Raw genomic sequence first — 24,078 nt, forward strand, 5'->3', positions numbered from 1 at the left:
GCACGCTATTGTCTGCTAATCCGCCACACCGGGGTGTGCGGCTTCTGGGGGATAACACGTGACGGAGCAGGACATGTCGGAATTTGCCGCGCCTGGGCGTAGACCTCACCGGGTCGGCTACGCGCCGGGTGCCTACGACCTCTTCCACATCGGACATCTCAACATCCTTAGGCACGCCCGGAGTCAGTGCGACTACCTGGTGGCCGGGGTCGTATCCGACGAGATGGCGGAACTCGCCAAGGGGCGCCGTCCGGTGATACCGCTCGTCGAGCGGCTGGAGATCGTCCGCAGCGTCCAGTACGTGGATGCCGCTTTTGTCGAGACCGTCCCGGACAAGGTCGAAACGTGGAAGCAAGTCCGTTTCGATGTCATATTCAAGGGCGACGACTGGCGCGGAACCCCCAAGGGCGACCAGCTGGAAAGGGACTTCGCCGTGCACGGGGTCGAGGTCGTCTACTTCCCGTACACGGTCCACACCTCCAGCACCCAGCTGCGCCGGGCCCTGGACGTGCTGTCGCAACCGCTCGCCACGGAACAGCGGGGCTGAGCGGCCTGTCGGCGGGCGCCGGCCCCGGTCACCGGGGTACGGCGCTGAGCTCCCGGAACCACTTCGCGAGGAACGCCACCAGGAACAGCGCGGCCATCACGCCCGCCCCGGCGTACACCCAGCGGAACAGCCCGCTGCCGCCGAGGAACAGGAACACCAGGCAGAACACCCCGTAGTCCACGGGCAGCAGCGCCACCGCACGCAGGGTCGAGGGCGCGGCGGCCGCACTTCCCGGTGCCGGCTTCGGCTTGAGCTTCTCCGTCAGCAGCCCCCCGAAGAAGGTCACGACCGCGGCGAGCTGGAAGCCCAGGGGCACCAGCAGCCAGCCGGCCGCCGCGCCGCCGTCCGCGCCGCCGCCGACCCCGTAGGCCTCGGGGAAGCGGTAGAAGGCGATCAGCACGCAGGTGTGCAGTGCGGTGAGCTTCGCGCAGTCCACGACGTGGTCCAGCCACTCGCCGGCCGCGCTGCCGCCCCCGCGCAGCCGGGCGAGCTGCCCGTCGGCGGAATCGAAGGCGAAGCCGACCGCGAGCAGGGCCCACACCGCGATGCCCAGCCCCCAGGAGGGCGAGGTCAGGGTGATGACGGCCGCGCCCGCGAAACTCAGGGCGGCGCTGATCAGCGTCACCTGGTTCGGGGTGAGCCCCAGCGCGTACGACCCGGCGGCCAGGTACCGCCCGACGGGCCGGTTGACGAACCGGGAGTAGAGCGAGACCCCCTTCGCCGACTTCTGCGCCCCGCGCAGCTCCCGCAGCGCGGTCCCGACACTCGCCATCGACACAACCCCTCGAACATCCATATATGCGTGCGTGCGTACGAAGGGCACATCATCGCAGGGTGTCCGGGGGCTCCCGCTCCGGGTCCGCCGGATGCGCGGACGCGAAGCACCGGCTTGCGGACCGGCTAGCCCTGCCCGCCCACCACCTTCAGCAGCAGCACCGCCCGCGCCGGAACGGTCACGCTCGCGCCCCCGCGGTGCACGGTGGCGGGCGCCGCCGCCTGGTCCTCGCGGGAGGTGTCCAGGACCAGTTCGTACGCCCGGCCCCACGGCGCCCCCGGCAGCACCCACGCCACCGGCCGGTCCCCGGCGTGCAGCAGCGCCAGGAAGCTGTCGTCCGTGACCTGCCGCCCGCGCTCGTCGCGGCCCGGGATGTCCTGCCCCGACAGGTAAAGGCCCACCGACCCGGCCGGGGCGTACCAGTCCCGCTCGGTCATCTCCACCCCCGCCGGGGTGAACCAGGCCAGGTCCCGCAGCCCGTCCGCCCCCTGCGAGCGCCCGGAGAAGAACGCGCGGCGCCGCAGCACCGGATGGGCCCGGCGCAGCGCCAGCAGCCGCCGGGTCAGCGCCAGCAGCGCCTGCCAGGACGGGTCCTCCAGCAGCGACCAGTCCACCCAGCTCGTCTCGTTGTCCTGGCAGTACGCGTTGTTGTTGCCGCCCTGCGTCCGGCCGAACTCGTCGCCCGCCACCAGCATCGGCACCCCGGTCGACAGCAGCAGCGTGGTCAGCAGGTTGCGCAGCTGCCGCCGGCGCAGGGCCGCGATCCGCGGCTCCGTGCCCTCCTCCGGCTCGCCCTCCACCCCGCAGTTCCAGGACCGGTTGTCGTTGGTGCCGTCCCGGCCCGCCTCGCCGTTCTCCTCGTTGTGCTTGGACTCGTACGACACCAGGTCGCGCAGGGTGAAACCGTCGTGCGCGGTGATGAAGTTGACCGAGGCGTACGGCCGCCGCCCGCCCCACGCGTACAGGTCGCTCGACCCCGACAGCCGGTACCCGAGGTCCCGTACGTCGGGCAGCGCGCCGCGCCAGAAGTCCCGTACGGCGTCCCGGTAGCGGTCGTTCCACTCCGTCCACAACGGCGGGAACGCGCCCACCTGGTACCCGCCCGAGCCCACGTCCCACGGCTCGGCGATCAGCTTGACCCGCCGCAGCACCGGGTCCTGGGCGATCACCGCGAGGAACGGCGAGAGCATGTCCACGTCGTGCATCGAGCGGGCCAGCGCCGCCGCCAGATCGAAGCGGAAGCCGTCCACCCCCATCTCCGTCACCCAGTACCGCAGCGAGTCGGTGATCAGGCGCAGCACGTGCGGCCGCCCGGCGTGCAGGGTGTTCCCGCAGCCGGTGTAGTCCGCGTACCGGCGCTGGTCCGACTGGAGCCGGTAGTACGCCCGGTTGTCGATCCCGCGCAGCGACAGCGTCGGCCCCAGCTCGCCGGCCTCCGCCGTGTGGTTGTAGACCACGTCGAGGATGACCTCGATCCCGGCGGCGTGCAGCGCCTTGACCATCCGCTTGAACTCGCCGACCTGCTGGCCGGCCGTACCGCTCGAGGAGTACGCGGCGTGCGGGGCGAAGTAGCCGACGGAGTTGTAGCCCCAGTAGTTGCGCAGGCCCCGCCGCAGCAGGTGGTCCTCGTGCGCGAACTGATGGACCGGCAGCAGCTCCACCGCCGTCACCCCGAGCCCGGTCAGGTGCTCGATCGCCGCCGGGTGCGCCAGCCCCGCGTACGTGCCCCGCAGGTGCTCGGGGATGCCCGGATGGCGCATCGTGAAGCCGCGCACGTGCAGTTCGTAGATGACCGAATCGGCCCACGGGGTCTTGGGCCGGACGTCGTCCGCCCAGTCGTCGTCATCGTGGACCACGACCCCCTTCGGGACGTGCGGGGCCGAGTCGCGGTCGTCGCGCACGGTGTCCGCGATGTACTGCTGCGGCCAGTCGCGGACGTGCCCGTACACCTCCGGCGGCAGCAGGAAGTCCCCGTCCACGGCCCGGGCGTACGGGTCCAGGAGCAGCTTCGCCGGATTGTGGCGGGCCCCGGTCCACGGGTCCCAGCGCCCGTGCACCCGGAATCCGTACCGCTGCCCGGGGCGCACGCCCGGCAGGAAGCCGTGCCAGATCTCGTGGGTCAGCTCCGTCAGCACGCACCGGCTCTCGGACCCGTCCTCCGCGAAGAGGCAGACCTCCACCGCCTCCGCGCCCTGGGCCCACAGCGCGAAGTTGGTCCCGGCCGTCCCGTCCGGTCCCTGGTGGAACCGGGCCCCCAGCGGGTGCGAGGAGCCCGGCCACACGGGCGGTCCGGGCACCCCCCGGCTCACTGCGGCGTGGCCCCTGACCTGCGGTTCCATCAGCCCCAGGGACTGGCCGGCCGGGTGCCCGCTCCCGTTGCCGGCTCCCGGCCCGCTTCCGTTCCCGTTCCCCGTCCCGTGGTCGGCCACGGCCCCGGTCCCGCCCTGAAGACCGACCCGGGTCCCGGGTCCGGTTTCGGCCCCGGGCTCGGCCCCGGCCCCGGATCCGGTCTCAACCCCGGCCAGGGGCTCCGCCTCTTGCTCGGCTGCGCTCGACACTGCCCGCCTCCACGGCTCTCGGTACCTGCGGGGGTGGGGGAACTGCGGCCCCGGCGTCCCTGCCGCGGCCCGCCCCCGTCTGGTCCTTCCCACTGTTCTGCCCGGACTGTCCTGCCTGGAACGTGGGCCGCGCCCACGTTTCCCCCGGAGGGGCCCGGTCGTTGGAGGAACGTGACTCTTCTGACGAGGCGGGCAGGGGCGGGCTTGGCCGCCGTGGCGGTATGGGCGGGCCTCCTTGGAGGCCTGGCCGGATGCACCGAGAACGGCGGCTCCCCGATCGAGATCCAGCTGCCCGGCAAACCCCGGTCACCGGACGAGGCGATCAGGATCACCCCCGACGACAACGCGAAGGGGGTGCCGGCCGAGGGTCCGCTCAGGGTCAGCGTGCCCGAGGGCCGACTGGAGCGGGTCGTGGTCACCAAGGTGGAGGACGCCCAGCAGGAGCAGGTGGCCGGCTCCATCGCCGTGGACGGGCTCAGCTGGAGCCCCGACCCGGCGTCGGGCCGGCTCGCGCTCGCGGCCAAGTACACCGTGGACGCGGTCGCGCTCGACGGGCACAACCGCCGCCAGGCCCGGCACACCACCTTCACCACCTACGTTCCCGAGGAGCGGTTCATCGGCTACTTCAAGCCCGAGAACCGCTCGACCGTCGGCACCGGCATGATCATCTCCTTCGGGTTCAGCCGGTCCATCGAACGCCGCGCCGACGTGGAGCGGGCCATCACGATCACCTCCGACCCGGCCGTGGAAGTGGTGGGCCACTGGTTCGGCGACGAGCGCCTCGACTTCCGGCCCAAGACGTACTGGAAGCCCGGCACCGAGGTCACGGTCAAACTGAACCTGCGGGACGTCGAGGGCGCCGCCGGCTCCTACGGCATCCAGGACAAGACCCTGCGCTTCACCGTCGGCCGCTCCCAGGTCTCCACCGTCGACGCCGCCGCGCACACCATGGAGGTCCGGCGCGACGGCGAGCTGGTGTCCACCGTGCCGATCACCGCCGGGGCGCCGAAGAACATGACCTACAACGGCAAGATGGTGGTGATGGAGCTCTTCGACGTCACCCGGATGAACGGGCAGACCGTCGGCTTCGGCGGCGAGTACGACATCCCCGACGTCCCGCACGCCATGCGCCTCACCCGCTCCGGGACCTTCCTGCACGGCAACTACTGGGCCAGCCCCGACACCTTCGGCTCCACCAACGTCAGCCACGGCTGCATCGGCCTGCGCGACGACAAGGGCGGCGGCTCGGACACCCCGGCCGGCTGGTTCTTCGACCGGACCCTGGTCGGCGACGTGGTGGAGGTCGTGAACTCGCAGGACAAGACGGTCGCCCCGGACAACGGGCTGGGCGGCTGGAACATGTCCTGGCCCGCCTGGGTGGCGGGCTCCGCGATCGGCTGACCCGGCCCGCCACCTGCGGTTCCCCGCGCCCCGCCACGCCAGTCGAGTGATTGTCGTACCGGAATGCCGTAGCGGGGGAGTGTCGGTCCGCCCGGCTCGCCGGAGCCCGACGCCAGCCTGTACGGGGCCCGGCACGCACGCGGCGGCGGGCAACGGACGGAGCGTCATGTCAGCAAGGAAGTGGACCCTCGGCCCCCTGGGGCTCGCCCTCGGGGCCGTACTGGCCGCCGGCGCCCCGGCGGCCCTGGCGGCGCCGGCCGCGCCGGGCCCCGGCGGACAGCAGCCGGCGCCGGCCCGGCAGACCGCCGCGGCCCTGCGGGCCCCGCTTCCGGGCGGACTGGGTCCCTGCCTCGGGGCCGGGTGCCCGCCCGTGTTCCCGCCGATCGAGGTCGGCAACGACCCCAACGGCTACGACGAGGGCATCAACATCTTCGTCGGCGCCGACTTCCTCGTCCGCGAGCGCGCCGCCGAGGCCGAGGGCAAGGTCGTCGTCCTCGGCAGCTTCGACCAGAACAAGAACCTGGCGTCGACCGGCGGCGGGTACAACATCGGAATCGTCGGCGCGGGCTCCCTCGTACGGCCCCCGGCGGGTTCGGACTTCCTCACCACCGGCCGCAACGTCACCATCGCCGCCCAGCAGCAGCTGATCTCGGACGGCGGCGTCGTCCGGCACGCGGGCACCGCCCCCGGACCCGGCACCGTCACCGGCCCGCTGATGGCCGACCCGGCCGCGATCACCCCCTACGCCGGCCTGCGCGACCAGCTCACCGCGGCCAGCCGCTGCTACGCCCGGGTCGACGGCAGCCCGCGCCCGGCGACGGGCACCGCCGTCAACCAGGACGGCACCACCGTCTTCACCGGGGACAACACCTCCAAGCTCCAGGTCTTCAACGTGGACTTCGACTTGGTCAGCACGCGCGACGGCGCCGTCGGCATCCGCTTCGACCGGATCCCGGCCGACGCCACCGTCCTGGTCAACGTCCTGGGCGCCAGCCGTACGGTCAACACCTACGCCGGCACCATCAACGACACCGGGCCGGGCGCGGACCCCTGGAACGGCTACCGCACCCGGCTCCTGTGGAACTTCCCCGACGCCACCACCGTCCAGCTGGTCGGCACCGGACAGTTCCAGGGCAGCGTGCTCGTCGGCGAGCAGGCCTCGCGCACCACCGTGACCCTGCCCGGGACCAACGGCCGCTTCTTCACCACCGGCGAGCTCGTCCACACCAGCACCGGGGGCGGCGGCCAGGAGTTCCACGCGTACCCGTTCAACGGTGACCTGCCCGACTGCGGGAACACCGCCCCGGTCACGGGCACCGTCTCCGTCACCAAGCAGGACACCGCGGACAACCCGCTGGCCGGAGCCACGTACGAGCTGTGGCGGGAGACCAACGGCACCCCCGGAGCCCAGTTCACGAGCCCCGGCGGCGACACCAAGGTCACCGACTGCGTGACCCCGGCGAGCGGCATCTGCTCCAGCACCGTCCCGCTCGGCACGTACTACTGGCGCGAGACCCAGGCACCGGACGGCTACGAGCTCGCGGAGAACCCCGTCGTCGAGCTGACGCTGACCGCGCAGAGCGCCGCGGGGGGCGTCAGCGGCAGCATGAGCAACGCGAAGGTGCCGGGCAGCGCCCAGGTGGTGCTGCGCAAGTCCGACGCGGACGGCGGGGCCCTGCTGCCCGGCGCCCGCTTCGAGCTCTGGCGCGAGGCCAACGACCGTACGGGCCTGCAGACCGACGGCACGGAACCCGACGAGCAGCTGGCCGGGTCCTGCACCACCGACGCGCAGGGAACCTGCACGGTCCAGCTCCCGGTCGGCGAGCGGTACTACTGGCGGGAGACGCAGGCACCGGCCGGCTACGACCTGCCGGCGGACCCGGTCACCCCGTTCGACCTCGACGAGAGCCACGTGACGGCGGGCCTCGTCGTCGGCGTCACCGACGAGCGGACCGAGCAGCCCGGATACGAGGGCTCGATCAACGTGCTGAAGAAGGACGCGAAGACGAAGCACCCGCTGCGCGGGGCGGTCTTCGAGGTGTGGAAGGAGACCAACAGCACCACCGGCCTCCAGACGCGCGGCATCAACCCCGACCGCAAGGTGGCGGCGGGCTGCGCCACCGACCGGGCCGGGGCGTGCTCGTTCCCGGGCCTGGAAGAGGGCTGGTACTACGTGGTCGAAACGGCCGTCCCGGAGGGCTACGTCCTTCCGCGCAACCCGGTCACCGGTCCGCTCCACCTGGACGAGAGGACCCCGGACCAGCGCCTGGTGGTCATCCTGGAGAACAAGCGGGACGACCACGGCAAGGGCGGCAAGGGCGGCAAGGACGGCAAGGACAAGGGGAAGGGCAAGGGCGGCAAGGGCAAGGGCCCGAAGCCGCGGCCGGGTGAGTAGGTAGGCCGCCCGGGTGGGCCGGTGACCCTGCCGGCCCACCCGGCGCGCCGGGGCCGGGCGGATCCGGTTGGCTCGGATCCGGTGGCCCGGCCGGCGGGCGCGAGGAGGCCCGCATGAGCCGTACGACCCCCGGGGACACGACGGGCACGATAGGCAGGGCGGCCGTCACGGCCGCGGTCCTCGCGGCGGCGGCCCTCGCCCCGCCGCTGCCGGCAGCCGGGGCGGCCCCGTCCCCGGCTCCGGCCCTGTCTTCCCCGGCCGCGTCGCCGTCCCCGGCCGTGGAGGCGTGCACCGCCGGCACCGGGCCCTACCAGCGCGAGCTGGAAGGCCACTTGCGGCGGAGGGCCGACGGGACACAGGACACCGGGGACTGCGAGGCGATCCGCGCCTTCCAGCGGGGCAACGGGATCCGGCCGGCCGACGGCTACGCCGGGCTGGTCACCTTCCGCACCATGGTCGCGGTCACCGCCCGGGCGAACCCCAACGCCGCCGGCGACTGCCCGGTCCGCCCGCACCGGGTGACCTGCGTGGACATGGAGCGCCAGCTCGTGTGGGTGCAGCGCGACCGCACGGTGGTCTTCCCGCCGGTGCCCGTCCGTACCGGTCGCGACGACGAGGAGACCCGACCCGGCTGGCACGAGGTCTACTGGCGCAGCGAGGACCACCGGTCCACGCTCTACGACGACGCCCCGATGCCCTACGCCCAGTTCTTCGACGAGGGCCAGGCCCTGCACGGCCGCCCGGGCGACCTGTACGCCCACGGCGGCTCGGCCGGCTGCGTCAACCTCTCCGTCCCCGACGCGCGGCGGCTGTGGGACCTGCTGACCGAGGGCGACGCCGTCTACGTCTGGGGCACCAAGCCCGGCACGGAGGGCTGACTCCCGGCACGCAGGGCCGACTCCCGGAGCGGCGACCACTCTTGGGACGGAACGGTGACATGACCGTACTGTCTCGTGATCCCCCATGTGATTTCCTGGCGATAAGCGCGCGACTGTCCGTGCGCGGGGGACATGGGGAGAACGATCGTGAACCTGCAGCCGATACGCGGGCGCGCCCGCACCGGCCTGCCGGCCCTCCTGTTGGGCGCGGCCTTGCTGTTCACCAGCGCGTGCAGCGGTGGCGGAAGTGGTGGCGGCGCCGGCGGGAGCGGTGGCGGCGACGGGGGTACCGCCACGACCGGTACCGAGGCGTCGAAGGCCGTCGTCAGCGTCAAGCCGGACGACGGGGCCAAGGAGGTCGCGACCAGCGGCATCCTGAAGATAACCAGCACCGGCGGCAAGCTCACCACGGTGACGGTCGCCGACACCAAGGGCAACGCGGTGGAGGGCAAGCTCGCCGCCGACGGCGCGAGCTGGGAGCCCGCCCGCAACCTCGCCTCCGCCACCGAGTACAAGGTGCACGCGGTCGCCAAGGACGAGGCCGGCCGCGAGTCCGCGAAGGACACCACCTTCACGACCCTCACGCCCGCCAACACCTTCATCGGTCAGTACACCCCCGAAGACGGATCGACGGTCGGCGTGGGCATGCCGGTCTCGATCAACTTCTCCCGGGGCATCACCAACCCCGAGGCCGTCGAGAAGGCCATCACGGTCACGGCCGATCCGGCCGTCCCGGTCGAGGGCCACTGGTTCGGCAACGACCGCCTGGACTTCCGCCCCGAGAAGTACTGGGCCGCGGGCACCAAGGTCACCCTGAAGCTCGAGCTCGACGGGGTCGAGGGCCGCCCGGGGGTCTACGGCAAGCAGACCCGTACGGTCAGCTTCAAGATCGGCCGCTCCCAGGTCACCACGGTCGACGCAGGCAGCAAGCAGATGCAGGTGGTCCGGGACGGCCAGGTGCTCAAGAACGTTCCGATCACCGCGGGCGCCCCGTCGACGACCACGTACAACGGCCAGATGGTCATCAGCGAGAAGTACAAGGTGACCCGGATGAACGGCGCCACCGTCGGCTTCGGCGGGGAGTACGACATCTCCGACGTCCCGCACGCGATGCGGCTGACCACCTCCGGCACCTTCGTCCACGGCAACTACTGGGCCTCGTCCGGCACGTTCGGCTCCGAGAACGTCAGCCACGGCTGCGTGGGCCTGAAGGACGTCCGCGGCGCCGGCGACGGCAGTCAGCCCGCCGCCTGGTTCTTCAACGAGTCGCTGATCGGCGACGTGGTCATCGTGAAGAACTCCAAGGACAAGATCGTCGCCCCCGACAACGGCCTCAACGGCTGGAACATGGACTGGGCGGACTGGATCAAGTAACGCCCTCCCGCGCGTCGTCCGGTGGCCCGGTGCTGTGACCCACAGCACCGGGCCACCCGGCGTTAACCGGCGCTAACCTTCCCGTATGACCATCTCTCTCGAAGTCTCCGAAGGCGTCGGCGTCATCCGTCTGGACCGGCCGCCCATGAACGCCCTGGACATCGCCACCCAGGACCGGCTGCGCGAGCTCGCGGTGGAAGCGACCGACCGGGCGGACGTCCGCACCGTCGTCATCTACGGCGGCGAGAAGGTGTTCGCGGCGGGCGCGGACATCAAGGAGATGCAGACGATGGACCACGCGGCCATGGTCGCCCGGTCCCGCGGACTGCAGGACGCCTTCACCGCGGTGGCCCGGATCCCCAAGCCGGTGGTCGCGGCCGTCACCGGTTACGCCCTGGGCGGCGGCTGCGAGCTGGCCCTGTGCGCCGACTACCGGATCGCCGCCGACAACGCGAAGCTCGGCCAGCCCGAGATCCTGCTCGGCCTGATCCCCGGCGCGGGCGGCACCCAGCGGCTGTCCCGCCTGATCGGCCCCTCCAAGGCCAAGGACCTCATCTTCACCGGCCGCATGGTCAAGGCCGACGAGGCGCTGACCCTGGGCCTCGTGGACCGCGTCGTCCCGGCCGCCGAGGTCTACGAGCAGGCGTACGCGTGGGCCGCGAAGCTGGCGCAGGGCCCGGCCCTCGCCCTGCGCGCCGCGAAGGAGTGCGTGGACGCCGGCCTGGAGGCCGACATCGACACCGGGCTGACCATCGAACGGGGCTGGTTCGCGGGGCTGTTCGCCACCGAGGACCGCGAGCGCGGGATGCGCAGCTTCGTCGAGGAGGGTCCCGGCAAGGCCAAGTTCCTCTAGGGGGAGCCCTGTCGGGAACCCGCCCGGATCCTTGCCGGGGTCATTCCTGTGGGTGGATTAGCCAGGCCTTAAGGCACCCTTAAGGCGAGACGGTGATCCACTCTGGGTGATCACCGCCTCGCGGTACGTCACCGCAGGTCAACGGGGCGTGGTAGCCCACGGGTTGCCGATTGCATATGCCAGGAAGACCCCTCGGAATCGGAGATCCCGGGGGGTCTTTTCCTGCGGAACGGCCCGAACGGCCTGACCGGCCCTCCATGATGGGTGCATGGCGGGTCTGGAGGGTGTGGAACAGCCGCGGCAGCGCAGTAGCGCTTCCGCCGTACGGCTCACGGCGGCCCTGGAGGACGAACTCGGCCTCAAAGCACTGGAGTTGTACGGGAACCCGGCTGAGGCGGAAGTGACGTTGCCGTCGATGCCCGAGTCGGCGAGCACCGCCCGCCGGCTCACGCAGTGCGTGGTCGTCCGCCTGTGGGGGCTCTCGCCGCAGATCGCCGAGCACGCGGTCCTGCTCGTCTCGGAGCTGGTGGGCAATGCCGTCCGCCACACGGGGGCCCGGTCCTTCGGTTTGCGGATGCTCAGGCGGCGCGGCTGGATCCGCGTGGAGGTGCGCGATCCCTCGCGCGGGCTGCCCTGCCTCATGCCGGTCCACGAGATGGACACCACCGGCCGGGGGCTGTTCCTCGTCGACAAGCTCTCGGACCGCTGGGGCGCGGACCTGCTGCCGCGCGGAAAGATCACCTGGTTCGAGATGCGGGTCGCCGACCGCTGAGGGCCACCCGACCGCTGAGGGCCACCCGACCGCTGAGCACCGCCGCCCCGCCGAGTACCCCCCCGGAACGCCAGAAACCCCCTGTCGCCGTTGTGGGGCGCTGCGGGGGTTTCATGGGTGTGCCGAGGATCGAAGGGGGTGTGATCCTCGGCAGGGACTTCGCTCGGGTCAACGGGAAGCCGTGATTCCGACTATGGCAGAAGAGGGACCAAATGCCAAAAGTCCCAAGTTGGACATAAGTGTGCATATCCTAAGACTTTCTACCTAAATCTTAGGTGAGGTGGGCCACTGGCCTCGTAATCAGTGAGTAAAGATCGGCCGCTCTGCGTGAATCGTTGATCACATAGCGGACAGGGGGTGGGTGATCCCGGTCCGGCCGAAGGTCCTGAATTGGGTCAATCAATACCTACACGGGCATCCACCCCTTAAATGGGCGGGTGCTCTGCTACCCGGACCGCCGATCCGCTCTCCGTGCCGGCGCGGCGGTCGCCGCCGGCGCCCTCGCCTCCGCCTGTGGCACGGACGCCCCCACCACCCCGGGGCCGTCCGTTTCCGGGACGGCCCCCGCAGGCCCCGCCGCCCCGGCGAAGGCCGCCCCGGACAAAGCGGCGACCCGGGCGAAGGCGGCCCCCGCCCCGCGCCGGTTCGCCGGTCAGCCCGTGGAGATCGGGCACGGTCCCCGCGGCCGGCCCGGCGTCGCGCTCACCTTCCACGGCAACGGCGACCCCGCCATCGCCAAGGCGGTGCTCGCCGAGGCGGAAAGGGCGGGCGCGCGGGTCACCGTACTGGCCATCGGCGCCTGGCTCGACGCCCACCCGGAGATGGCCCGCCGGATCCTGGACGGCGGCCACGAGCTCGGCAACCACACCCAGCGCCACCTCGCGATCAACACCATGCCCGAGGAGCAGGCGTACGCCGAGATCACCGGCTGCGCCGACCGGCTCAAACGGCTGACCGGATCCATCGGCACGTGGTTCCGCCCGTCCCAGACCCAGTACGCCACCCCCCTGGTGCGAAAGCTGGCCCAGCGGGCGGGCTACCCGCACGTCCTCTCGTACGACGTGGACTCCCTCGACTTCACCTCGCCCGGTGCCGCGGCCGTCATCCGCACCGTCATCGGCCCGATCCAAGGCGGATCGGTGGTGAGCCTGCACTTCGGCTACGCGGACACGGTCGACGCGATGCCACCCCTCCTCGAAGAACTCGCACGCCGCAAACTGCGCGCGGTGACCACCACGGAGCTGCTGACCCCATGACGACCACCCGCCTTCCCCTGAAGGCCACCGCGTTGCTGGCCGGCCTGGTCCTCGCCGCCCTGACCGGCTGCGGAGCGGCCGACAAGGGACCCGCCGAGGCCCTCGGCACGAAGGGGCCCGCCGCGCCGGTCAAGGCCGTACCGGCCGCGCCGCCGGGCCTGGCCGGAATGCCGCCGCTCCTCGATCCGAACGACGTGTACGCGGCAGACCGGCCGAACAAACTCTCCCCGGTGGTCAAGGACTTCCCGTCCCGCGTCTACGTGCCGAACACGTCCTCCAACACGGTGTCCGTCATCGACCCGGTCACGTACAAGGTCATCGACACCATCCCCGTCGGCATCCAGCCCCAGCACGTGGTCCCGTCCTGGGACATGAAGACCCTCTGGGTCAACAACAACCGGGGCCACACGCTCACCCCGATCAACCCGGCCACCGGAGAGGCCGGCAAGCCCGTCGAGGTGCACGACCCGTACAACCTGTACTTCACGCCCAACGGCAAGTACGCGGTGGTCATGGCCTCGATGGACAAGGAGCTGGTCTTCCGCGATCCGCACACGATGGACCGCGTGAAAACCGTCCCCGTGACCTGCTTCGGCGTCAATCACGCGGACTTCTCCGCGGACGGCCGCTACTTCATCGTGAGCTGCGAGTTCTCCGGTGAACTGCTCAAGGTCGACACCGAGAAGATGGAGGTCGTCGGCCAGCAGAAACTGCCCTTCGAGGGCGCGATGCCGCAGGACGTCAAGGTCTCGCCGGACGGAAAGACCTTCTACGTCGCGGACATGATGGCGCACGGCATGTGGGTGCTCGGCGGCGACAAGTTCGAGACCCCCAAGCTGCTGCCCACCGGAAAGGGCTGCCACGGCCTCTACGTCGGCCGCGACTCCAAGGAGATGTACGTCTCCAACCGGGGCGAAGGGTCCGTCTCCGTCTTCGACTTCACCCAGAACAAGCTGACCAAGAAGTGGGAACTGCCCGACGGCGGCAGCCCCGACATGGGCGGGGTCTCCGCCGACGGCAAGGTGCTGTGGCTCTCGGGCCGTTACAACTCCGAGGTCTACGCCATCGACACCACCACCGGCAAGCAGCTCGCCAGGATCCCCGTGGGCAGTGGACCGCACGGCCTCGCCGTCTACCCGCAGCCCGGCCGCTACTCCCTCGGCCACACCGGCATCTTCCGGTAGGACGCGCGCACGCAGGAAACGGGCGTGCCCCGGGAGCTCGCACAGCTCCCGGGGCACTCCTGATCGCTCACCGCCGCCTCCTCACCAGGCGACGGGGAGCCGCTCGGGAAGGCGCTTGATGAAGCCGGTCCGCCACACGAGGTTCTCCGCCGGCACCGCGAGACGCAGCTCGGGCAGCCGCTCGACCAGCACCTCCAGCGCGATCTCGGCGTGCGCCCGGCCCAGCGCGGAGGCCGGGCAGAAGTGCCGGCCGGCGCCGAAGGCGAGGTTGGCGTTGGAGCTCTCGCGCTCCAGGTCCAGCTCGTCCGGGTTCTCGAAGGCCTCCGGGTCGAAGTTGGCCCCCTCCAGCAGGACGAGGACCAGCTCGCCCTCCTTGACCAGCACGTCCCCGACCTGGATGTCCGCCATCGCGATGCGCGGCAGGCCGTCGCCCACGGACAGGTTCCAGCGCAGCAGCTCGTCCACGGCCTTGCCCATGCGCTCCGGGTGCTTGCGCAGGTAGCCGATGAGCTCGGGCTTCTGCAGCAGTGCCAGGACCGCCAGGGTCAGGAACGCGGACGTGGAGACGGCGCCGGCCCCGAAGAGCGAAACGGCGACGGTGGCGAACATGTCGTCGGTCAGGTGCGCCGACTCCGGGTCCGCCTCCTTCAGCTCGGCGAACTTGCCGAGGAGCCCCGTACGCTCCTCGGCAGGCAGCGCCAGCTGCGCCTTCAGCCGGTCCTCGAAGTAGCCGACGTCCTTGTACCAGTTGAGCGCCGAGTCGGCGAACGGCTCGCGAGCGGTCATGAACGCGACGTCCAGCCCCGACATCAGCCGCCGCCAGTCCTCGAACGGCACACCCAGCACCTGGCAGTGCATGGCCGCGGAGAAGGGATCGGCGAAGGCGGCCCGCAGATCGGCGGGCCCCCCTTCGGCGAGGAGCTGGTCGATGAGCTCCCCGGCCTTCGCGCGCAGCCAGTCCTGCAGGCCCTTCTGGCGCGGGTTGAGCGCCTTCATGACCGCGTTGCGCAGTCCGGCGCTGTTGATGTTGCCCATGTTGTTGACGACCTCGGGCGGGATCGTCAGCGCGTACTGGCGCGGGACACCGGCATTGGCCGTGTCCTTGAGGCTGAAGCGCTCGTCCTCCAGCACCTGCTTGGCCAGCGCGTAGCTGCTCACCAGCCAGGCCGGGTCCCCGGTGAGGGTGCGGACCTTCGCGACCGGCGCCTTCTCGCGGAGCCAGGTGCACTCCTCGGGGAGCACGTCACCACGCCGGGAGAGGGGGAAGTCGATGAGGGGCTCGGCGGTCGGCCCGGTGCCCTCAAGCTGCTCGACGCTCATCGACGGTCCCTTCGGTTGGTGCGGTGTGCGCGTGCGTGTTCGCGTTCAGGTGGTTCGGGTTGCCCGGGTTGCTCTGTGCCTTTTCGGCCGCTTCGGGCCGCACCACGGCGTATGCCTGGTTCCTCGTTGCGCGCAGGCCCCCACCGCGCGCGAAGAGGACGTCGGTCATCGGCATCTTGACGTGGTACGCCGCCACGGAGGACGGCACGTCGAGAATGCTCGGGGTGTCGATGAAGAACGGCAGCTCGGCCGCCATGTAATCGAAACACACCTGCAACTGTGCGTCGGTGATTGATTCACCTTCCGGCAACTTGGATCCGACAAAGTGCAGGGCCATTTCCTCGCAGCCCTTGCGGAATTCGTCGTCGGACTCCAGGAAATGGAGTACGCGTCTGTGCAGAAGTTGGTAGACGGGGTTCGTCTGGAACTCCGACAGTGCCCTCACTCGGATCTCGGCATGCAGAGGGCCTGATTCCTCGACGCCCTTGAGAATCCTTCGCCGGACTGCCTTGATTTCCTTCGTCGCACGCTTCTCGGCGTGTTCCCGGGTGTAGCCGAACGCGGCGAACATCCGGTCCACGTGGAGGTCTGCGTAGACGAAGTCGACCTGTGCGAAGCGGGTCGTGGCCCATCGGGTGAGGCTGGATATGCGCTCGGAGCTGAAGTAGCTGTTCCCAGGACTCACTCCGATGAGCACATGGTCGCCGTCTTCCCAGATGTGGTGGCAAGTGCGGGTGAAGGGCAGAACTTCGAATGATGCGTCAGCTGTGATCGTCACCTGTGTGATCGCCCTTGTTGCCGCTTGTCCCTGGGAGCCCTGCGCTCCCGGTGTGGCGGCAATGTCGCTACGTTATGCGGTGGTCCCGGAGCGTGACAAGTGGGGGCTTGAATTGTTGGCTGGAATTATCGCTTCCGCACTACGGAAGAGTAATTGAATTTCTATCTGCCGCTCGAACGGGACCCGGGGCGTGAGGGGGCCGGGCATGCCGCTACCCTGAGCCGGTCAACAAGCACCAAGAAGGGGTGGACCCAGTGGCGGACATCGAGAGCGCACGGACGACGTTCGGCAAGTTCGACGTGAACGGTGACGGCTTCGTCACGGCCGACGAGTTCCGTTCGGCGATGGCGGAGATGGGCGACCCGTTCGTCACCGGCCCGGTCGCGGAGGCCGTGATCGCCGCCAAGGACTCGAACGACGACGGCCTGCTGAGCTTCGACGAGTTCTGGGCCTCCCTGAACAAGTAAGCCCCCGCGCCGCCCCCGCCCCTGCCGGGCCGGGGGCGCGCGTCAGGCCCGCCGCGGCTCGGCGGCCATGCCCTCCACCTCGGCGAGGGCCTCCTCCAGCCAGCGCAGCCAGAACGTCTCCAGCCCGGTTCCCGCGTGCAGCACGACACGCCGCAACCGGTCCTCGTCGGAATCCCGGCCGGCCGGGAAATCCTTCTCCTCGATGCCCTCGTACACGGCCAGCTGGGCACGGTGCAGCTCCAGATGCCGCCGCAGCTCCGCGGCCAGCCCCTGCGGCCCCACCACCGCGGCCGCCCGGATCCGCAGCAGCAGGGGATCCCGCACCGGCTTGGGATCCTGGCGCTCCCCGACCCACCGCGCCAGCTCCCCGCTCCCGGCGGGCAGCACCTCGTACTCCTTCTTCTGCCCCCGCACGGGCCCCTCGCTGGGCAGCGCCCGGATCAGCCCGGCCTCCTCCAGCCGGCCGAGCTCGCGGTAGATCTGCTGGTGCGTCGCGGACCAGAAGTACCCGATCGACTTGTCGAACCGCCGGGTCAGCTCCAGCCCCGACGAGGGCTTCTCGAGCAGGGCGGTGAGGATGGCGTGCGGGAGCGACATGCGGCCATCCTAGATTTGCCCCCAGGCGGCCAGTGCCTGCGGATCGCGCGGGCCGGGGGCGCCCGCCGCCAGGTGGCCGTGGGTGCGCAGGAAGGCCGTCACCGCCGGGGACCAGGCCGGGCGCAGGCCCGCCGAGGTGAGGAGGGGCGGGTCCGAGAGCAGGGGCTCGGCGGGGCCGAAGCGGATGCCCGCCGGGGTCAGGACCGCCGCGTCGTCGGCCCAGCGCACCGCCAGGTCCACGTCGTGGGTGGCCATGACCACCGTCGTACCGGAGGCCCGCAGTCCCGCGAGGACGTCGAGGAGCCGCTCCTGGCCGTCCGGGTCCAGGCCGGCCGTCGGCTCGTCGAGGATCAGCACCCGCGGAGCCATCGCCACCGCCCCCGCGATCGCCGCGCGCTTGCGCTGCCCGTAGGAGAGCAGGTGGGTGGGGCGGTCCCGGAGGTGCGTGATGTCCAGCGCGGCGAGGGCCGAGTCCACGCGGGCGCGGACCTCCGGAGCGGGGAGCCCCTGGTTCATGGGGCCGAAGGACACGTCCTGTTCCACCGAAGCCGCGAACAGCTGGTCGTCGGGGTCCTGCACCACCAGCTGGACGGACGTGCGCAGCCGGGTCAGGCCCGCCCGGTCGTACGAGACCTCCGTGCCGTCCAGCCGCAGCGATCCCGCGCCGGGCCGCAGGCCGCCGCTCAGCAGCCGCATCAGCGTGGTCTTGCCGCTGCCGTTGCGGCCCAGCAGGGCCAGCGCCCGGCCCGGCGCGATGACGAAGTCGACGCCGGTCAGGACCGCCGGGCCGTCCTCGTAGGCGTAGCCGGCGCCGGACAGTTCCACCACCGGGCGGGGGGAGGGGGGCAGCGACGGGTTCACGGGCGGAGCCCCTTCAGGGTGAGGGTCAGGGTGATCAGGGCCGCCAGCAGGCCGGCGGTGGCCGTCAGGAAGCGCCACGACAGGGCCGCCTCCGGTACGAGGACCCGCAGCGCCCCGTCGTAGCCGCGTCCGGCCAGCCCCGCCTGGAGCTTGGCCGCGCGGTCGAAGGCCCGTACGAAGGAGGTGGCGGCGAGCCCGGCCAGGGAGCGCCACACCGCCGCCCGGCCGGTGTGCCCGAGTCGGGCCGCCTGGGCCCGGCGGACCTGGGTCATGGAATCCAGCAGCAGGAAGCCGATCCGGTACATGACCAGGGCCACGTCCACCACCGGGGCCGGCACACCGGCCCGGACCAGCCGGGGCAGTACGTCGGAGACCGGGGTGGTGAAGGCGAACAGCAGCAGTCCGAGCGAGGCCGCCGAGGTGCGCAGCAGCAGTTCGGCGGCGAGCCGGGGACCGTCGGGGGCCAGGGAGACCGGCCCCGCCGGGCCGCCGACGGCGAACAGCAGCGGCAGCGCCCCGGTGAAGCAGAAGCCGAGCGGGAGCCGGAAGGCCCGCCAGAGCTGCCGGCCGGCCACTCCGGCCGGGCCGAGCAGCACGGCGAGGGTGGCGGCGGCCACCAGCGGCCCGCCCGGCCAGGGCGGCAGGCACACGGCGGTGACCGTCAGCCCGATCCCGAGCAGGGCCTTCTCCAGCGGGTGCCGGCCGCGCCAGCGACTGCCGTGCGCGGCCACGTCGATCGGCAGCACCGCCTACGCCTCCGGGGCGGTGGCGGCAGCGGCGGCGGCCGCTCCCTGGCGGCGGCCCTTGCGGACACCGAAGTAGTAGGCGAGCACGCCCGCGCCCAGCGCCGCCTGCAAGGCGAACAGCGCGGACTCGATCTCGCCCGAGGGGGGTTCGTACAGAGGGGAGAACCAGGGCTCGTAATCCGGCTTCAGCTCGGTGATCGCCACCTCGGCCTGCGCGTCGGCGCCGGTGAAGGGCTCCTCCTTGCCCTCGCCCAGCCCCAGGGCGAGCGGCAGGACGGCCAGCGCCGCCACCAGGAGCAGCAGCAGGGTGTTGATCTTCGCGTTCTTGGACATCCCGCTCATCAGGCCGCCGCCTTCTCTTCGGTACGGGCGGAGGTCAGCTTCGCGACGCCCAGCCGGACCAGGTCCGACTTGCTCGACGCCATCAGCAGCCGCATCACCAGGACGGTCAGCAGGCCCTCGCTCACGGCCAGCGGTATCTGGGTGACCGCGAAGATCCCCCCGAACTTCGCTAGCGAGCCCGGGAAACCGGAGGCCGGGTCCGGGAAGGCCATGGCGAGCTGCACGCTGGTGACGCAGTAGGTGACCAGGTCGGCGAAGAAGGCGCCGAAGAACACGGTGACCATCAGCGGGAGGCCCGACCTCCGCATCAGCCGGTAGACGGCGTAGCCCGCCCACGGGCCGGCGATGGCCATCGAGAAGACGTTGGCGCCGAGGGTCGTGAGCCCGCCGTGCGCCAGCAGCAGGGCCTGGAACAGCAGGGTGATCGTGCCGAGCACCGCCATGATCGGCGGCCGGAACAGGATCGCCCCGAGCCCGGTGCCCGTGGGGTGCGAGCAACTGCCCGTCACCGAAGGGATCTTCAGGGCGGAAAGGACGAAAGTGAACGCTCCGGAAGCGCCGAGCAGCAGCGTGCTCTCCGGGTTGGCCTTCACCTCGCGGGTGAGCGAGCGGACGCCGTGGACGACGAAGGGGGCGGACGCGGCGCCCCAGGCGACCGCGTGCAAAGGGGGCAGGAACCCCTCGGCTATATGCATGAGTGGGGAGACCTCTCCAGCACCTCGTGGATGGACAACGCGCCCCGGCCGGTCTCCTGGCTCACGGGTTGACGTCCATGCTCCGCCTTCCCGGGCAGCGCGGAACCTCCCGCGCAGCCCAGTGGCTTTCCCGCAGGAGTGGAGCCGGACTTCCCGATCACAGTGGCGAGGGCCGCACCGGTTTCCCACCGGTTTCCCGAACACCAAGGCCCGCTGACCCTAGTCGGCCGCACGGACCGGTAACAACCCGCCCCAATCGCGCCGGGCGGTGGCCGGATTCCGCTTGTGCGTCACGCCGCGTGTCCGCCGCGCCGGCGTTTGCCTCAATGGCCCCACGTGGAAACGGAGTTCCATGGATCCGCGGCCGCCGGAGCCGGGAAGGGGCGCCCCGGCCGCGAGCTCCTCATCGCCTGCGCCGGTCGCCCGGACGGGCGCGGCCCGGTGGCGGCCGCGCCGGGCTCCGGAGAGGCTGGACGGGTGGCTACCGACACCGCGCACCCCTTCGACTACTCCGACCTCACCGCCGTCTACGTCAACTGCACGCTCAAGCGATCGCCCGAGCCCAGCAACACCGAGGGCCTGATCGGCAAGAGCCGCGCGGTGATGGAGGCGGCCGGGGTCCGGACCTCGCTCATCCGGGCCGTCGACCACGACATCGCCACCGGTGTCTGGCCCGATATGACCGACCACGGCTGGGAGAGCGATCAGTGGCCGGTGCTCTACAGCCAGATCATGGACGCCGACATCCTCGTGCTGTGCGGCCCGATCTGGCTCGGCGACAACAGCTCGGTGATGAAGCAGGTCATCGAGCGGCTCTACGCCTGCTCCTCGATCCTGAACGAGCAGGGCCAGTACGCCTATTACGGGCGCGTGGGCGGCGCGCTGATCACCGGGAACGAGGACGGCGTCAAGCACTGCGCCATGAACATCCTCTACAGCCTCCAGCACCTCGGCTACGCGATCCCCCCGCAGGCCGACGCCGGATGGATCGGCGAAGCCGGACCCGGGCCCTCGTACCTGGACCCCGGATCCGGCGGGCCCGAGAACGACTTCACCAACCGGAACACGGCCTTCATGAGCTGGAACCTCATGCACCTGGCCGCTCTGCTCAAGCGGTCCGGCGGGATGCCGGCGCACGGCAACCAGCGCTCCCTGTGGGACGCGGGCTGCCGCTTCGACTTCCCGAACCCCGAGCACCGGTAGGTCCCCGCCCCCCCGGCCCCCGCCTCCCGCCTCGCGCCGGCGTGCTCAGCAGACGTTCGGGTGCGCGACGTCCAGGACGAAGCGCTCCGGGGCGTGCAGCTTGGACGTGGTGTAGGCGGGCTTGGTGTCGAAGGCGGCGCCGAAGGTGACGTACCCCTCGTAGTCGCCGGTCAGGGCGATGCCCTTCAGCTTGGGCAGGTAGATCTTGAGGAGCTTGGGCCCGCGGTAGACGTTGCGGCCCGCGTCGTCGTGTCCGGCGGCGGGGTGCAGGCGGATCTCCAGGAAGTACCGCCCGGCCAGCGGGACGGGCTTGCCGGATCCGTCGTAGATCAGCGACGGGACGCGGGTGACGGTGACCTCGGGTACGTATCCCTGCAGGTCGATGACCACGCGGTCGTACGTGCAGTGCCCGCCCCAGCGGGCATTGACGACGAGCGGAGTGATCGTGGTGGCGGTAGTGGTGGCGGCGGTCGTGGCTGCGGCGGAGGCCGGTGCGGCGAAGGCGAGCATGGCGCAGAGCAGTGCGCCCAACCCCAGTGCGGTGGCCTGCCGGCGGCGTGGACGGTTCATTGCGTCCCCTCGATTCCGAGAGACGGGGAACGGTGTCACCCGTGAAGACGCGCCCGCTGCGGTCGTGGTTGCACCGGGTTCGGCGCGTTCGCCGGACTCACCCGGTTGATCGCGTTCACCCGGTTCAGCTGGGCAGGAGGGCGTTCAGCTCGGCGTCGAGGTCGTAGTACCGGTGCTCCTGGCCGCGCGGCACCAGCTCGGTCATCCGGCGGCACAGCTCCCGTACGTCCTTGGCCCGCGCGGACACCACGCACGACTGCTCGCCGTTGCTGAAGGCGAGGAAGACCCGCGGCTCGGTGCCCTTCCAGCGCGGCCACACCTGTATGTCGCCCTCGCCGGTGGCGCAGACCTGGCCGTCGAGCAGCAGTTCCCGGGAGAAGACCCAGCGCGCGAGGTGCATCCCGGCACCCTCGAAGTCGAGGGAGATCTCGTACGGCCGTTCGGTGCGGTACGCGAAGACGCCCCGCACCGGGACGGGCGCGGGCGCGGCCTCGAGCCGGAGCGGCAGGACGCGGTGTTCGGTGCCGGTCATGCGGGCGCCTCTCTCTCGGGTGGGGTCTCGCCGACGCACGCGCGACATGCCCACTCGGGCAAGCTAGCCCACCCCCGGACCGGTTTTCCGCTGCCGAAGGTCCCGTACGGCAGGGTCGCTCGACCCGACTTCGCCCGATGCGCCGAGCCCCGCCCTCCGGGGGGAGGGCGGGGCTCGGCGGACGTGTGTGACCGGGGCGGGGGCCCCGGCCGGCACTACGGAAGCGGGTTGTAGATGAAGGACTCGTGCGAGTTGGACTGGCCGATCGCGGTGAAACCGGAACCGTTGGCCTGGGCGCCGTTGTTCTGGTTGGAGGCGCCGAAGCCCGAGGCGACCTGCTGGGCGGTGGAGGAGTTCCCGAGGTTGCTGCCGCCGACCCCGCTCCCGAGGACGCCGGCGAGGGCCGCGTTCGACGCGGTCCCTGCCGCACCGGCCCCGTTGTCGGCCTGGGCGACGCCCGAGAGGAGCGCGAAGGCGAGGGGGAGCGATGCGGCGGCCGCCATCACGCGGATGCTGCGGGTGCTTGCCATGATTCAAGTCCTCCAGATAAGCAAAACGGCTGTGGTCCAAGACGGTTGGCCGAACCGCCGGGGGTGTGGACGCGACGTCGTGTGCCCACCTTGGCGCAGATGATCATCAAGAAACCAGTCCAGACCGCCTTGTTCCCCCTCAAGCGTGATCAACTCACCGCCAAACCTCACATCCCACCCAATCTCGAACGAAGTTACTGGCGTAACCCGCTCATACGGAGGCGGCCGCCCCTCCCGGATGGGAGGGGCGGCCGCCGTCGTGCCGGTGGTGCCGGGTGGTCGTGCTGCCGGGTCAGGCTGCCGCGTCGTAACTCGGCACGGGCAGCGGCGCGGTGGCCAGGGCGGTGACGGACCAGCGCTGCGGATCCGTCTGGTTGCAGTCCCAGAGCTGGAGCTGGATCCCGTTGGTCGTGTCACCGCCGTTCAGGTCGAGACAGCGACCGGAGACCGTGTTGTAGAGGCTGCCGTCGGCGCGGGGCAGGAACTGCTGCGCCGGGTGGTTGTGGCAGTCGACGGCCTGGATCGGCGTGCCGTTGCCGGTACCGGCGTCCTTGGCGTCCATGCACTTGCCCTGGATGCGCACGGTGCCGTCGGCCCGGACCTCGAACTGCTGGGCGAGGCCCCCGCTGATCTCGTTGCAGTCCCAGATCTGCACCGTGGTGCCGTCGGACGCCAGGTCCGCGCACTTGGCGCCCCGCGCGGTCATCGAGATCTTGGTGGTCGCGCCGGTGGCGGTGGGGGCGGCCGCGTAGGGGTAGGCGGCGAAGTTGCTGATGCCGCCGACGAAGGTGCCGAAGTAGTCCGGCTGCCCGTTGACCTTGTACCGGCCCAGGACCAGCGGTCCGGTCGGCGCCGGGCTGGCGGCTGCCGCGTGGTTGCCGCTCGCGGCGAGGACGCCGTTGACGTACAGGCTCATCAGGCCGGTCTCGGCGTTGTAGACGGCGGTCAGCCGGGTCCAGGTGTTCGCCTGGAACCGAGCCGCGTCGTTGACCTTGTCGGACCAGTCGTACGCCCAGCCGTCCACGTCGCCCTTGGCCATGGCGAACCTCCAGGAGGAGGTGGCCGCGTCGGCGTAGAGGGTGAAGGCACTGTTACGGGTGTTGTCCTGGCTCGCGATCAGGCCGCCGTTCGGGCCGGCCTTGGCCCAGGTGCTGAGGGTGAAGCTCTTGCGGGTGTCGATGGAGGCACCGGTGGCGGTGATCGCCGCCTGGGCACCGTTGAACGCCGCGTAGGAGGTGCTACGGCCATCGATGGTCTCGGCGGTGGGGAAGGTGACGGCGCCGGCGATGGTGCCGGGGGTCTTGTTGCCGCCGGCGCTGGGGGTCTTGCCCGCGGTCGCGCTCGTTAGCTTCCACTGGTGGGTGGGGGTGTTGAGGTTGCCCTGGAGGGTGAAGGTGGTGGTGACTCCGGTGACGGCGGGGTGGCCGCTGGTGGTGTTGCCGAT

The 24,078-nt window shown here is 71.2% G+C and carries 24 protein-coding genes and 1 riboswitch; of the genes, 11 read left to right on the plus strand and 13 right to left on the minus strand.

Going from position 1 to position 24,078, the window contains the following annotated elements; translation table 11 throughout:
* The first annotated feature begins 73 nt into the window (after positions 1-73).
* Positions 74-547 (plus strand): adenylyltransferase/cytidyltransferase family protein, encoded by a 474-nt coding sequence (locus tag ACFYM0_RS31040; RefSeq protein WP_388507070.1) that lies wholly within the window; start codon positions 74-76, stop codon positions 545-547.
* Positions 548-575: 28 nt separating this feature from the next.
* On the opposite strand, the gene ACFYM0_RS31045 is transcribed toward ACFYM0_RS31040, so the two are convergent.
* Positions 576-1,319 (minus strand): CDP-alcohol phosphatidyltransferase family protein, encoded by a 744-nt coding sequence (locus ACFYM0_RS31045; RefSeq protein ID WP_388507072.1) that lies wholly within the window; start codon positions 1,317-1,319, stop codon positions 576-578.
* Between the two features lie 128 nt (positions 1,320-1,447).
* Positions 1,448-3,661: a glycogen debranching protein GlgX gene (glgX, locus tag ACFYM0_RS31050; RefSeq protein ID WP_388507074.1), complete on the minus strand. Its 2,214-nt coding sequence runs from the start codon at positions 3,659-3,661 to the stop codon at positions 1,448-1,450.
* A gap of 423 nt (positions 3,662-4,084) precedes the next feature.
* Between glgX and ACFYM0_RS31055 the strand changes: the two genes are divergently transcribed.
* The 8 genes from ACFYM0_RS31055 to ACFYM0_RS31090 all read left to right on the plus strand — a co-directional run bounded on the left by ACFYM0_RS31055 (position 4,085) and on the right by ACFYM0_RS31090 (position 13,993).
* On the plus strand, positions 4,085-5,281 hold the full coding sequence (locus ACFYM0_RS31055) for an Ig-like domain-containing protein (protein ID WP_388507076.1): 1,197 nt from the start codon (positions 4,085-4,087) through the stop codon (positions 5,279-5,281).
* A gap of 166 nt (positions 5,282-5,447) precedes the next feature.
* On the plus strand, positions 5,448-7,676 hold the full coding sequence (locus ACFYM0_RS31060) for a choice-of-anchor A family protein (RefSeq protein ID WP_388507078.1): 2,229 nt from the start codon (positions 5,448-5,450) through the stop codon (positions 7,674-7,676).
* Positions 7,677-7,789: 113 nt separating this feature from the next.
* On the plus strand, positions 7,790-8,554 hold the full coding sequence (locus ACFYM0_RS31065; protein WP_388507080.1) for a L,D-transpeptidase family protein: 765 nt from the start codon (positions 7,790-7,792) through the stop codon (positions 8,552-8,554).
* Between the two features lie 132 nt (positions 8,555-8,686).
* Positions 8,687-9,928 (plus strand): Ig-like domain-containing protein, encoded by a 1,242-nt coding sequence (locus tag ACFYM0_RS31070; protein ID WP_388507082.1) that lies wholly within the window; start codon positions 8,687-8,689, stop codon positions 9,926-9,928.
* A gap of 85 nt (positions 9,929-10,013) precedes the next feature.
* Complete coding sequence (locus ACFYM0_RS31075) at positions 10,014-10,781, plus strand: enoyl-CoA hydratase/isomerase family protein (protein ID WP_254384317.1); 768 nt, start codon at positions 10,014-10,016, stop codon at positions 10,779-10,781.
* 268 nt (positions 10,782-11,049) lie between these two features.
* Positions 11,050-11,553, plus strand: a complete 504-nt coding sequence (locus tag ACFYM0_RS31080) for an ATP-binding protein (RefSeq protein ID WP_388507084.1) — start codon at positions 11,050-11,052, stop codon at positions 11,551-11,553.
* A 437-nt stretch (positions 11,554-11,990) separates the two neighbouring features.
* The gene (locus ACFYM0_RS31085) at positions 11,991-12,809 is read left to right on the plus strand and encodes a polysaccharide deacetylase family protein (protein WP_388507086.1); all 819 of its coding nucleotides are present in this window, start codon (positions 11,991-11,993) and stop codon (positions 12,807-12,809) included.
* The gene (locus ACFYM0_RS31090; RefSeq protein WP_388507088.1) at positions 12,806-13,993 is read left to right on the plus strand and encodes a YncE family protein; all 1,188 of its coding nucleotides are present in this window, start codon (positions 12,806-12,808) and stop codon (positions 13,991-13,993) included. Before ACFYM0_RS31085 ends, ACFYM0_RS31090 begins: the two co-directional genes overlap by 4 nt.
* 81 nt (positions 13,994-14,074) lie before the next feature.
* Here the strand turns inward: ACFYM0_RS31090 and ACFYM0_RS31095 are convergent, their stop codons facing one another.
* Positions 14,075-15,313, minus strand: a complete 1,239-nt coding sequence (locus ACFYM0_RS31095) for a cytochrome P450 (RefSeq protein ID WP_388507090.1) — start codon at positions 15,311-15,313, stop codon at positions 14,075-14,077.
* Positions 15,294-16,091: a tRNA-dependent cyclodipeptide synthase gene (locus tag ACFYM0_RS31100; protein WP_388507092.1), complete on the minus strand. Its 798-nt coding sequence runs from the start codon at positions 16,089-16,091 to the stop codon at positions 15,294-15,296. The genes ACFYM0_RS31095 and ACFYM0_RS31100 overlap by 20 nt, the downstream gene beginning before the upstream one ends.
* A gap of 254 nt (positions 16,092-16,345) precedes the next feature.
* Here ACFYM0_RS31100 and ACFYM0_RS31105 point away from each other — a divergent pair, with 254 nt between their 5' ends.
* Positions 16,346-16,558: an EF-hand domain-containing protein gene (locus tag ACFYM0_RS31105; RefSeq protein ID WP_243336380.1), complete on the plus strand. Its 213-nt coding sequence runs from the start codon at positions 16,346-16,348 to the stop codon at positions 16,556-16,558.
* Between the two features lie 42 nt (positions 16,559-16,600).
* On the opposite strand, the gene ACFYM0_RS31110 is transcribed toward ACFYM0_RS31105, so the two are convergent.
* Genes ACFYM0_RS31110 through ACFYM0_RS31130 form a run of 5 tightly spaced genes read right to left on the minus strand, consistent with a single transcriptional unit; the run spans position 16,601 to position 19,799 of the window.
* Positions 16,601-17,155: a PadR family transcriptional regulator gene (locus ACFYM0_RS31110; protein WP_388507094.1), complete on the minus strand. Its 555-nt coding sequence runs from the start codon at positions 17,153-17,155 to the stop codon at positions 16,601-16,603.
* A gap of 9 nt (positions 17,156-17,164) precedes the next feature.
* Positions 17,165-18,016 carry an energy-coupling factor ABC transporter ATP-binding protein gene (locus tag ACFYM0_RS31115; protein ID WP_388507096.1) on the minus strand — a complete coding sequence of 284 codons (852 nt, stop codon included), beginning with the start codon at positions 18,014-18,016 and terminating at the stop codon, positions 17,165-17,167.
* Positions 18,013-18,762 carry a cobalt ECF transporter T component CbiQ gene (gene cbiQ, locus ACFYM0_RS31120; protein ID WP_388507098.1) on the minus strand — a complete coding sequence of 250 codons (750 nt, stop codon included), beginning with the start codon at positions 18,760-18,762 and terminating at the stop codon, positions 18,013-18,015. Before cbiQ ends, ACFYM0_RS31115 begins: the two co-directional genes overlap by 4 nt.
* Positions 18,763-18,765: 3 nt before the next feature.
* Positions 18,766-19,104, minus strand: a complete 339-nt coding sequence (locus tag ACFYM0_RS31125; RefSeq protein ID WP_388507100.1) for an energy-coupling factor ABC transporter substrate-binding protein — start codon at positions 19,102-19,104, stop codon at positions 18,766-18,768.
* Positions 19,104-19,799 (minus strand): energy-coupling factor ABC transporter permease, encoded by a 696-nt coding sequence (locus ACFYM0_RS31130; RefSeq protein ID WP_388507102.1) that lies wholly within the window; start codon positions 19,797-19,799, stop codon positions 19,104-19,106. The genes ACFYM0_RS31125 and ACFYM0_RS31130 overlap by 1 nt, the downstream gene beginning before the upstream one ends.
* Positions 19,800-19,827: 28 nt before the next feature.
* Positions 19,828-20,022: riboswitch (cobalamin riboswitch) on the minus strand.
* A gap of 254 nt (positions 20,023-20,276) precedes the next feature.
* Between ACFYM0_RS31130 and ACFYM0_RS31135 the strand changes: the two genes are divergently transcribed.
* Positions 20,277-21,002 carry a flavodoxin family protein gene (locus tag ACFYM0_RS31135; RefSeq protein ID WP_388507105.1) on the plus strand — a complete coding sequence of 242 codons (726 nt, stop codon included), beginning with the start codon at positions 20,277-20,279 and terminating at the stop codon, positions 21,000-21,002.
* Positions 21,003-21,047: 45 nt separating this feature from the next.
* Here the strand turns inward: ACFYM0_RS31135 and ACFYM0_RS31140 are convergent, their stop codons facing one another.
* The 4 genes from ACFYM0_RS31140 to ACFYM0_RS31155 form a co-directional block, all read right to left on the minus strand.
* Positions 21,048-21,572 (minus strand): hypothetical protein, encoded by a 525-nt coding sequence (locus tag ACFYM0_RS31140; protein ID WP_388507107.1) that lies wholly within the window; start codon positions 21,570-21,572, stop codon positions 21,048-21,050.
* A 124-nt stretch (positions 21,573-21,696) separates the two neighbouring features.
* Positions 21,697-22,104 carry an SsgA family sporulation/cell division regulator gene (locus ACFYM0_RS31145; RefSeq protein WP_388507109.1) on the minus strand — a complete coding sequence of 136 codons (408 nt, stop codon included), beginning with the start codon at positions 22,102-22,104 and terminating at the stop codon, positions 21,697-21,699.
* A gap of 215 nt (positions 22,105-22,319) precedes the next feature.
* Entirely contained in the window at positions 22,320-22,634 is a 315-nt protein-coding gene (locus tag ACFYM0_RS31150) for a hypothetical protein (RefSeq protein ID WP_388507110.1), read from the minus strand.
* Positions 22,635-22,926: 292 nt separating this feature from the next.
* Positions 22,927-24,078: ricin-type beta-trefoil lectin domain protein (locus ACFYM0_RS31155; protein ID WP_388507112.1), on the minus strand; the 1,152-nt coding region annotated here is incomplete at its 5' end.

It is taken from the genome of Streptomyces sp. NPDC006487, assembly GCF_042870555.1.
Classification (GTDB): Bacteria; Actinomycetota; Actinomycetes; order Streptomycetales; family Streptomycetaceae; genus Streptomyces.

Excerpts from the sequence above, each read along its gene's own strand:
- ACFYM0_RS31040 (WP_388507070.1), top strand. The coding sequence starts at position 74 with ATGTCGGAATTTGCCGCGCCTGGGCGTAGACCTCACCGGGTCGGCTAC.
- ACFYM0_RS31045 (WP_388507072.1), bottom strand. The coding sequence starts at position 1,319 with ATGGCGAGTGTCGGGACCGCGCTGCGGGAGCTGCGCGGGGCGCAGAAG.
- glgX (WP_388507074.1), bottom strand. The coding sequence starts at position 3,661 with ATGGAACCGCAGGTCAGGGGCCACGCCGCAGTGAGCCGGGGGGTGCCC.
- ACFYM0_RS31060 (WP_388507078.1), top strand. The coding sequence starts at position 5,448 with ATGTCAGCAAGGAAGTGGACCCTCGGCCCCCTGGGGCTCGCCCTCGGG.
- ACFYM0_RS31065 (WP_388507080.1), top strand. The coding sequence starts at position 7,790 with ATGAGCCGTACGACCCCCGGGGACACGACGGGCACGATAGGCAGGGCG.
- ACFYM0_RS31070 (WP_388507082.1), top strand. The coding sequence starts at position 8,687 with ATGGGGAGAACGATCGTGAACCTGCAGCCGATACGCGGGCGCGCCCGC.
- ACFYM0_RS31075 (WP_254384317.1), top strand. The coding sequence starts at position 10,014 with ATGACCATCTCTCTCGAAGTCTCCGAAGGCGTCGGCGTCATCCGTCTG.
- ACFYM0_RS31080 (WP_388507084.1), top strand. The coding sequence starts at position 11,050 with ATGGCGGGTCTGGAGGGTGTGGAACAGCCGCGGCAGCGCAGTAGCGCT.
- ACFYM0_RS31090 (WP_388507088.1), top strand. The coding sequence starts at position 12,806 with ATGACGACCACCCGCCTTCCCCTGAAGGCCACCGCGTTGCTGGCCGGC.
- ACFYM0_RS31095 (WP_388507090.1), bottom strand. The coding sequence starts at position 15,313 with ATGAGCGTCGAGCAGCTTGAGGGCACCGGGCCGACCGCCGAGCCCCTC.
- ACFYM0_RS31110 (WP_388507094.1), bottom strand. The coding sequence starts at position 17,155 with ATGTCGCTCCCGCACGCCATCCTCACCGCCCTGCTCGAGAAGCCCTCG.
- ACFYM0_RS31125 (WP_388507100.1), bottom strand. The coding sequence starts at position 19,104 with ATGAGCGGGATGTCCAAGAACGCGAAGATCAACACCCTGCTGCTGCTC.
- ACFYM0_RS31130 (WP_388507102.1), bottom strand. The coding sequence starts at position 19,799 with ATGCATATAGCCGAGGGGTTCCTGCCCCCTTTGCACGCGGTCGCCTGG.
- ACFYM0_RS31140 (WP_388507107.1), bottom strand. The coding sequence starts at position 21,572 with ATGAACCGTCCACGCCGCCGGCAGGCCACCGCACTGGGGTTGGGCGCA.
- ACFYM0_RS31145 (WP_388507109.1), bottom strand. The coding sequence starts at position 22,104 with ATGACCGGCACCGAACACCGCGTCCTGCCGCTCCGGCTCGAGGCCGCG.
- ACFYM0_RS31150 (WP_388507110.1), bottom strand. The coding sequence starts at position 22,634 with ATGGCAAGCACCCGCAGCATCCGCGTGATGGCGGCCGCCGCATCGCTC.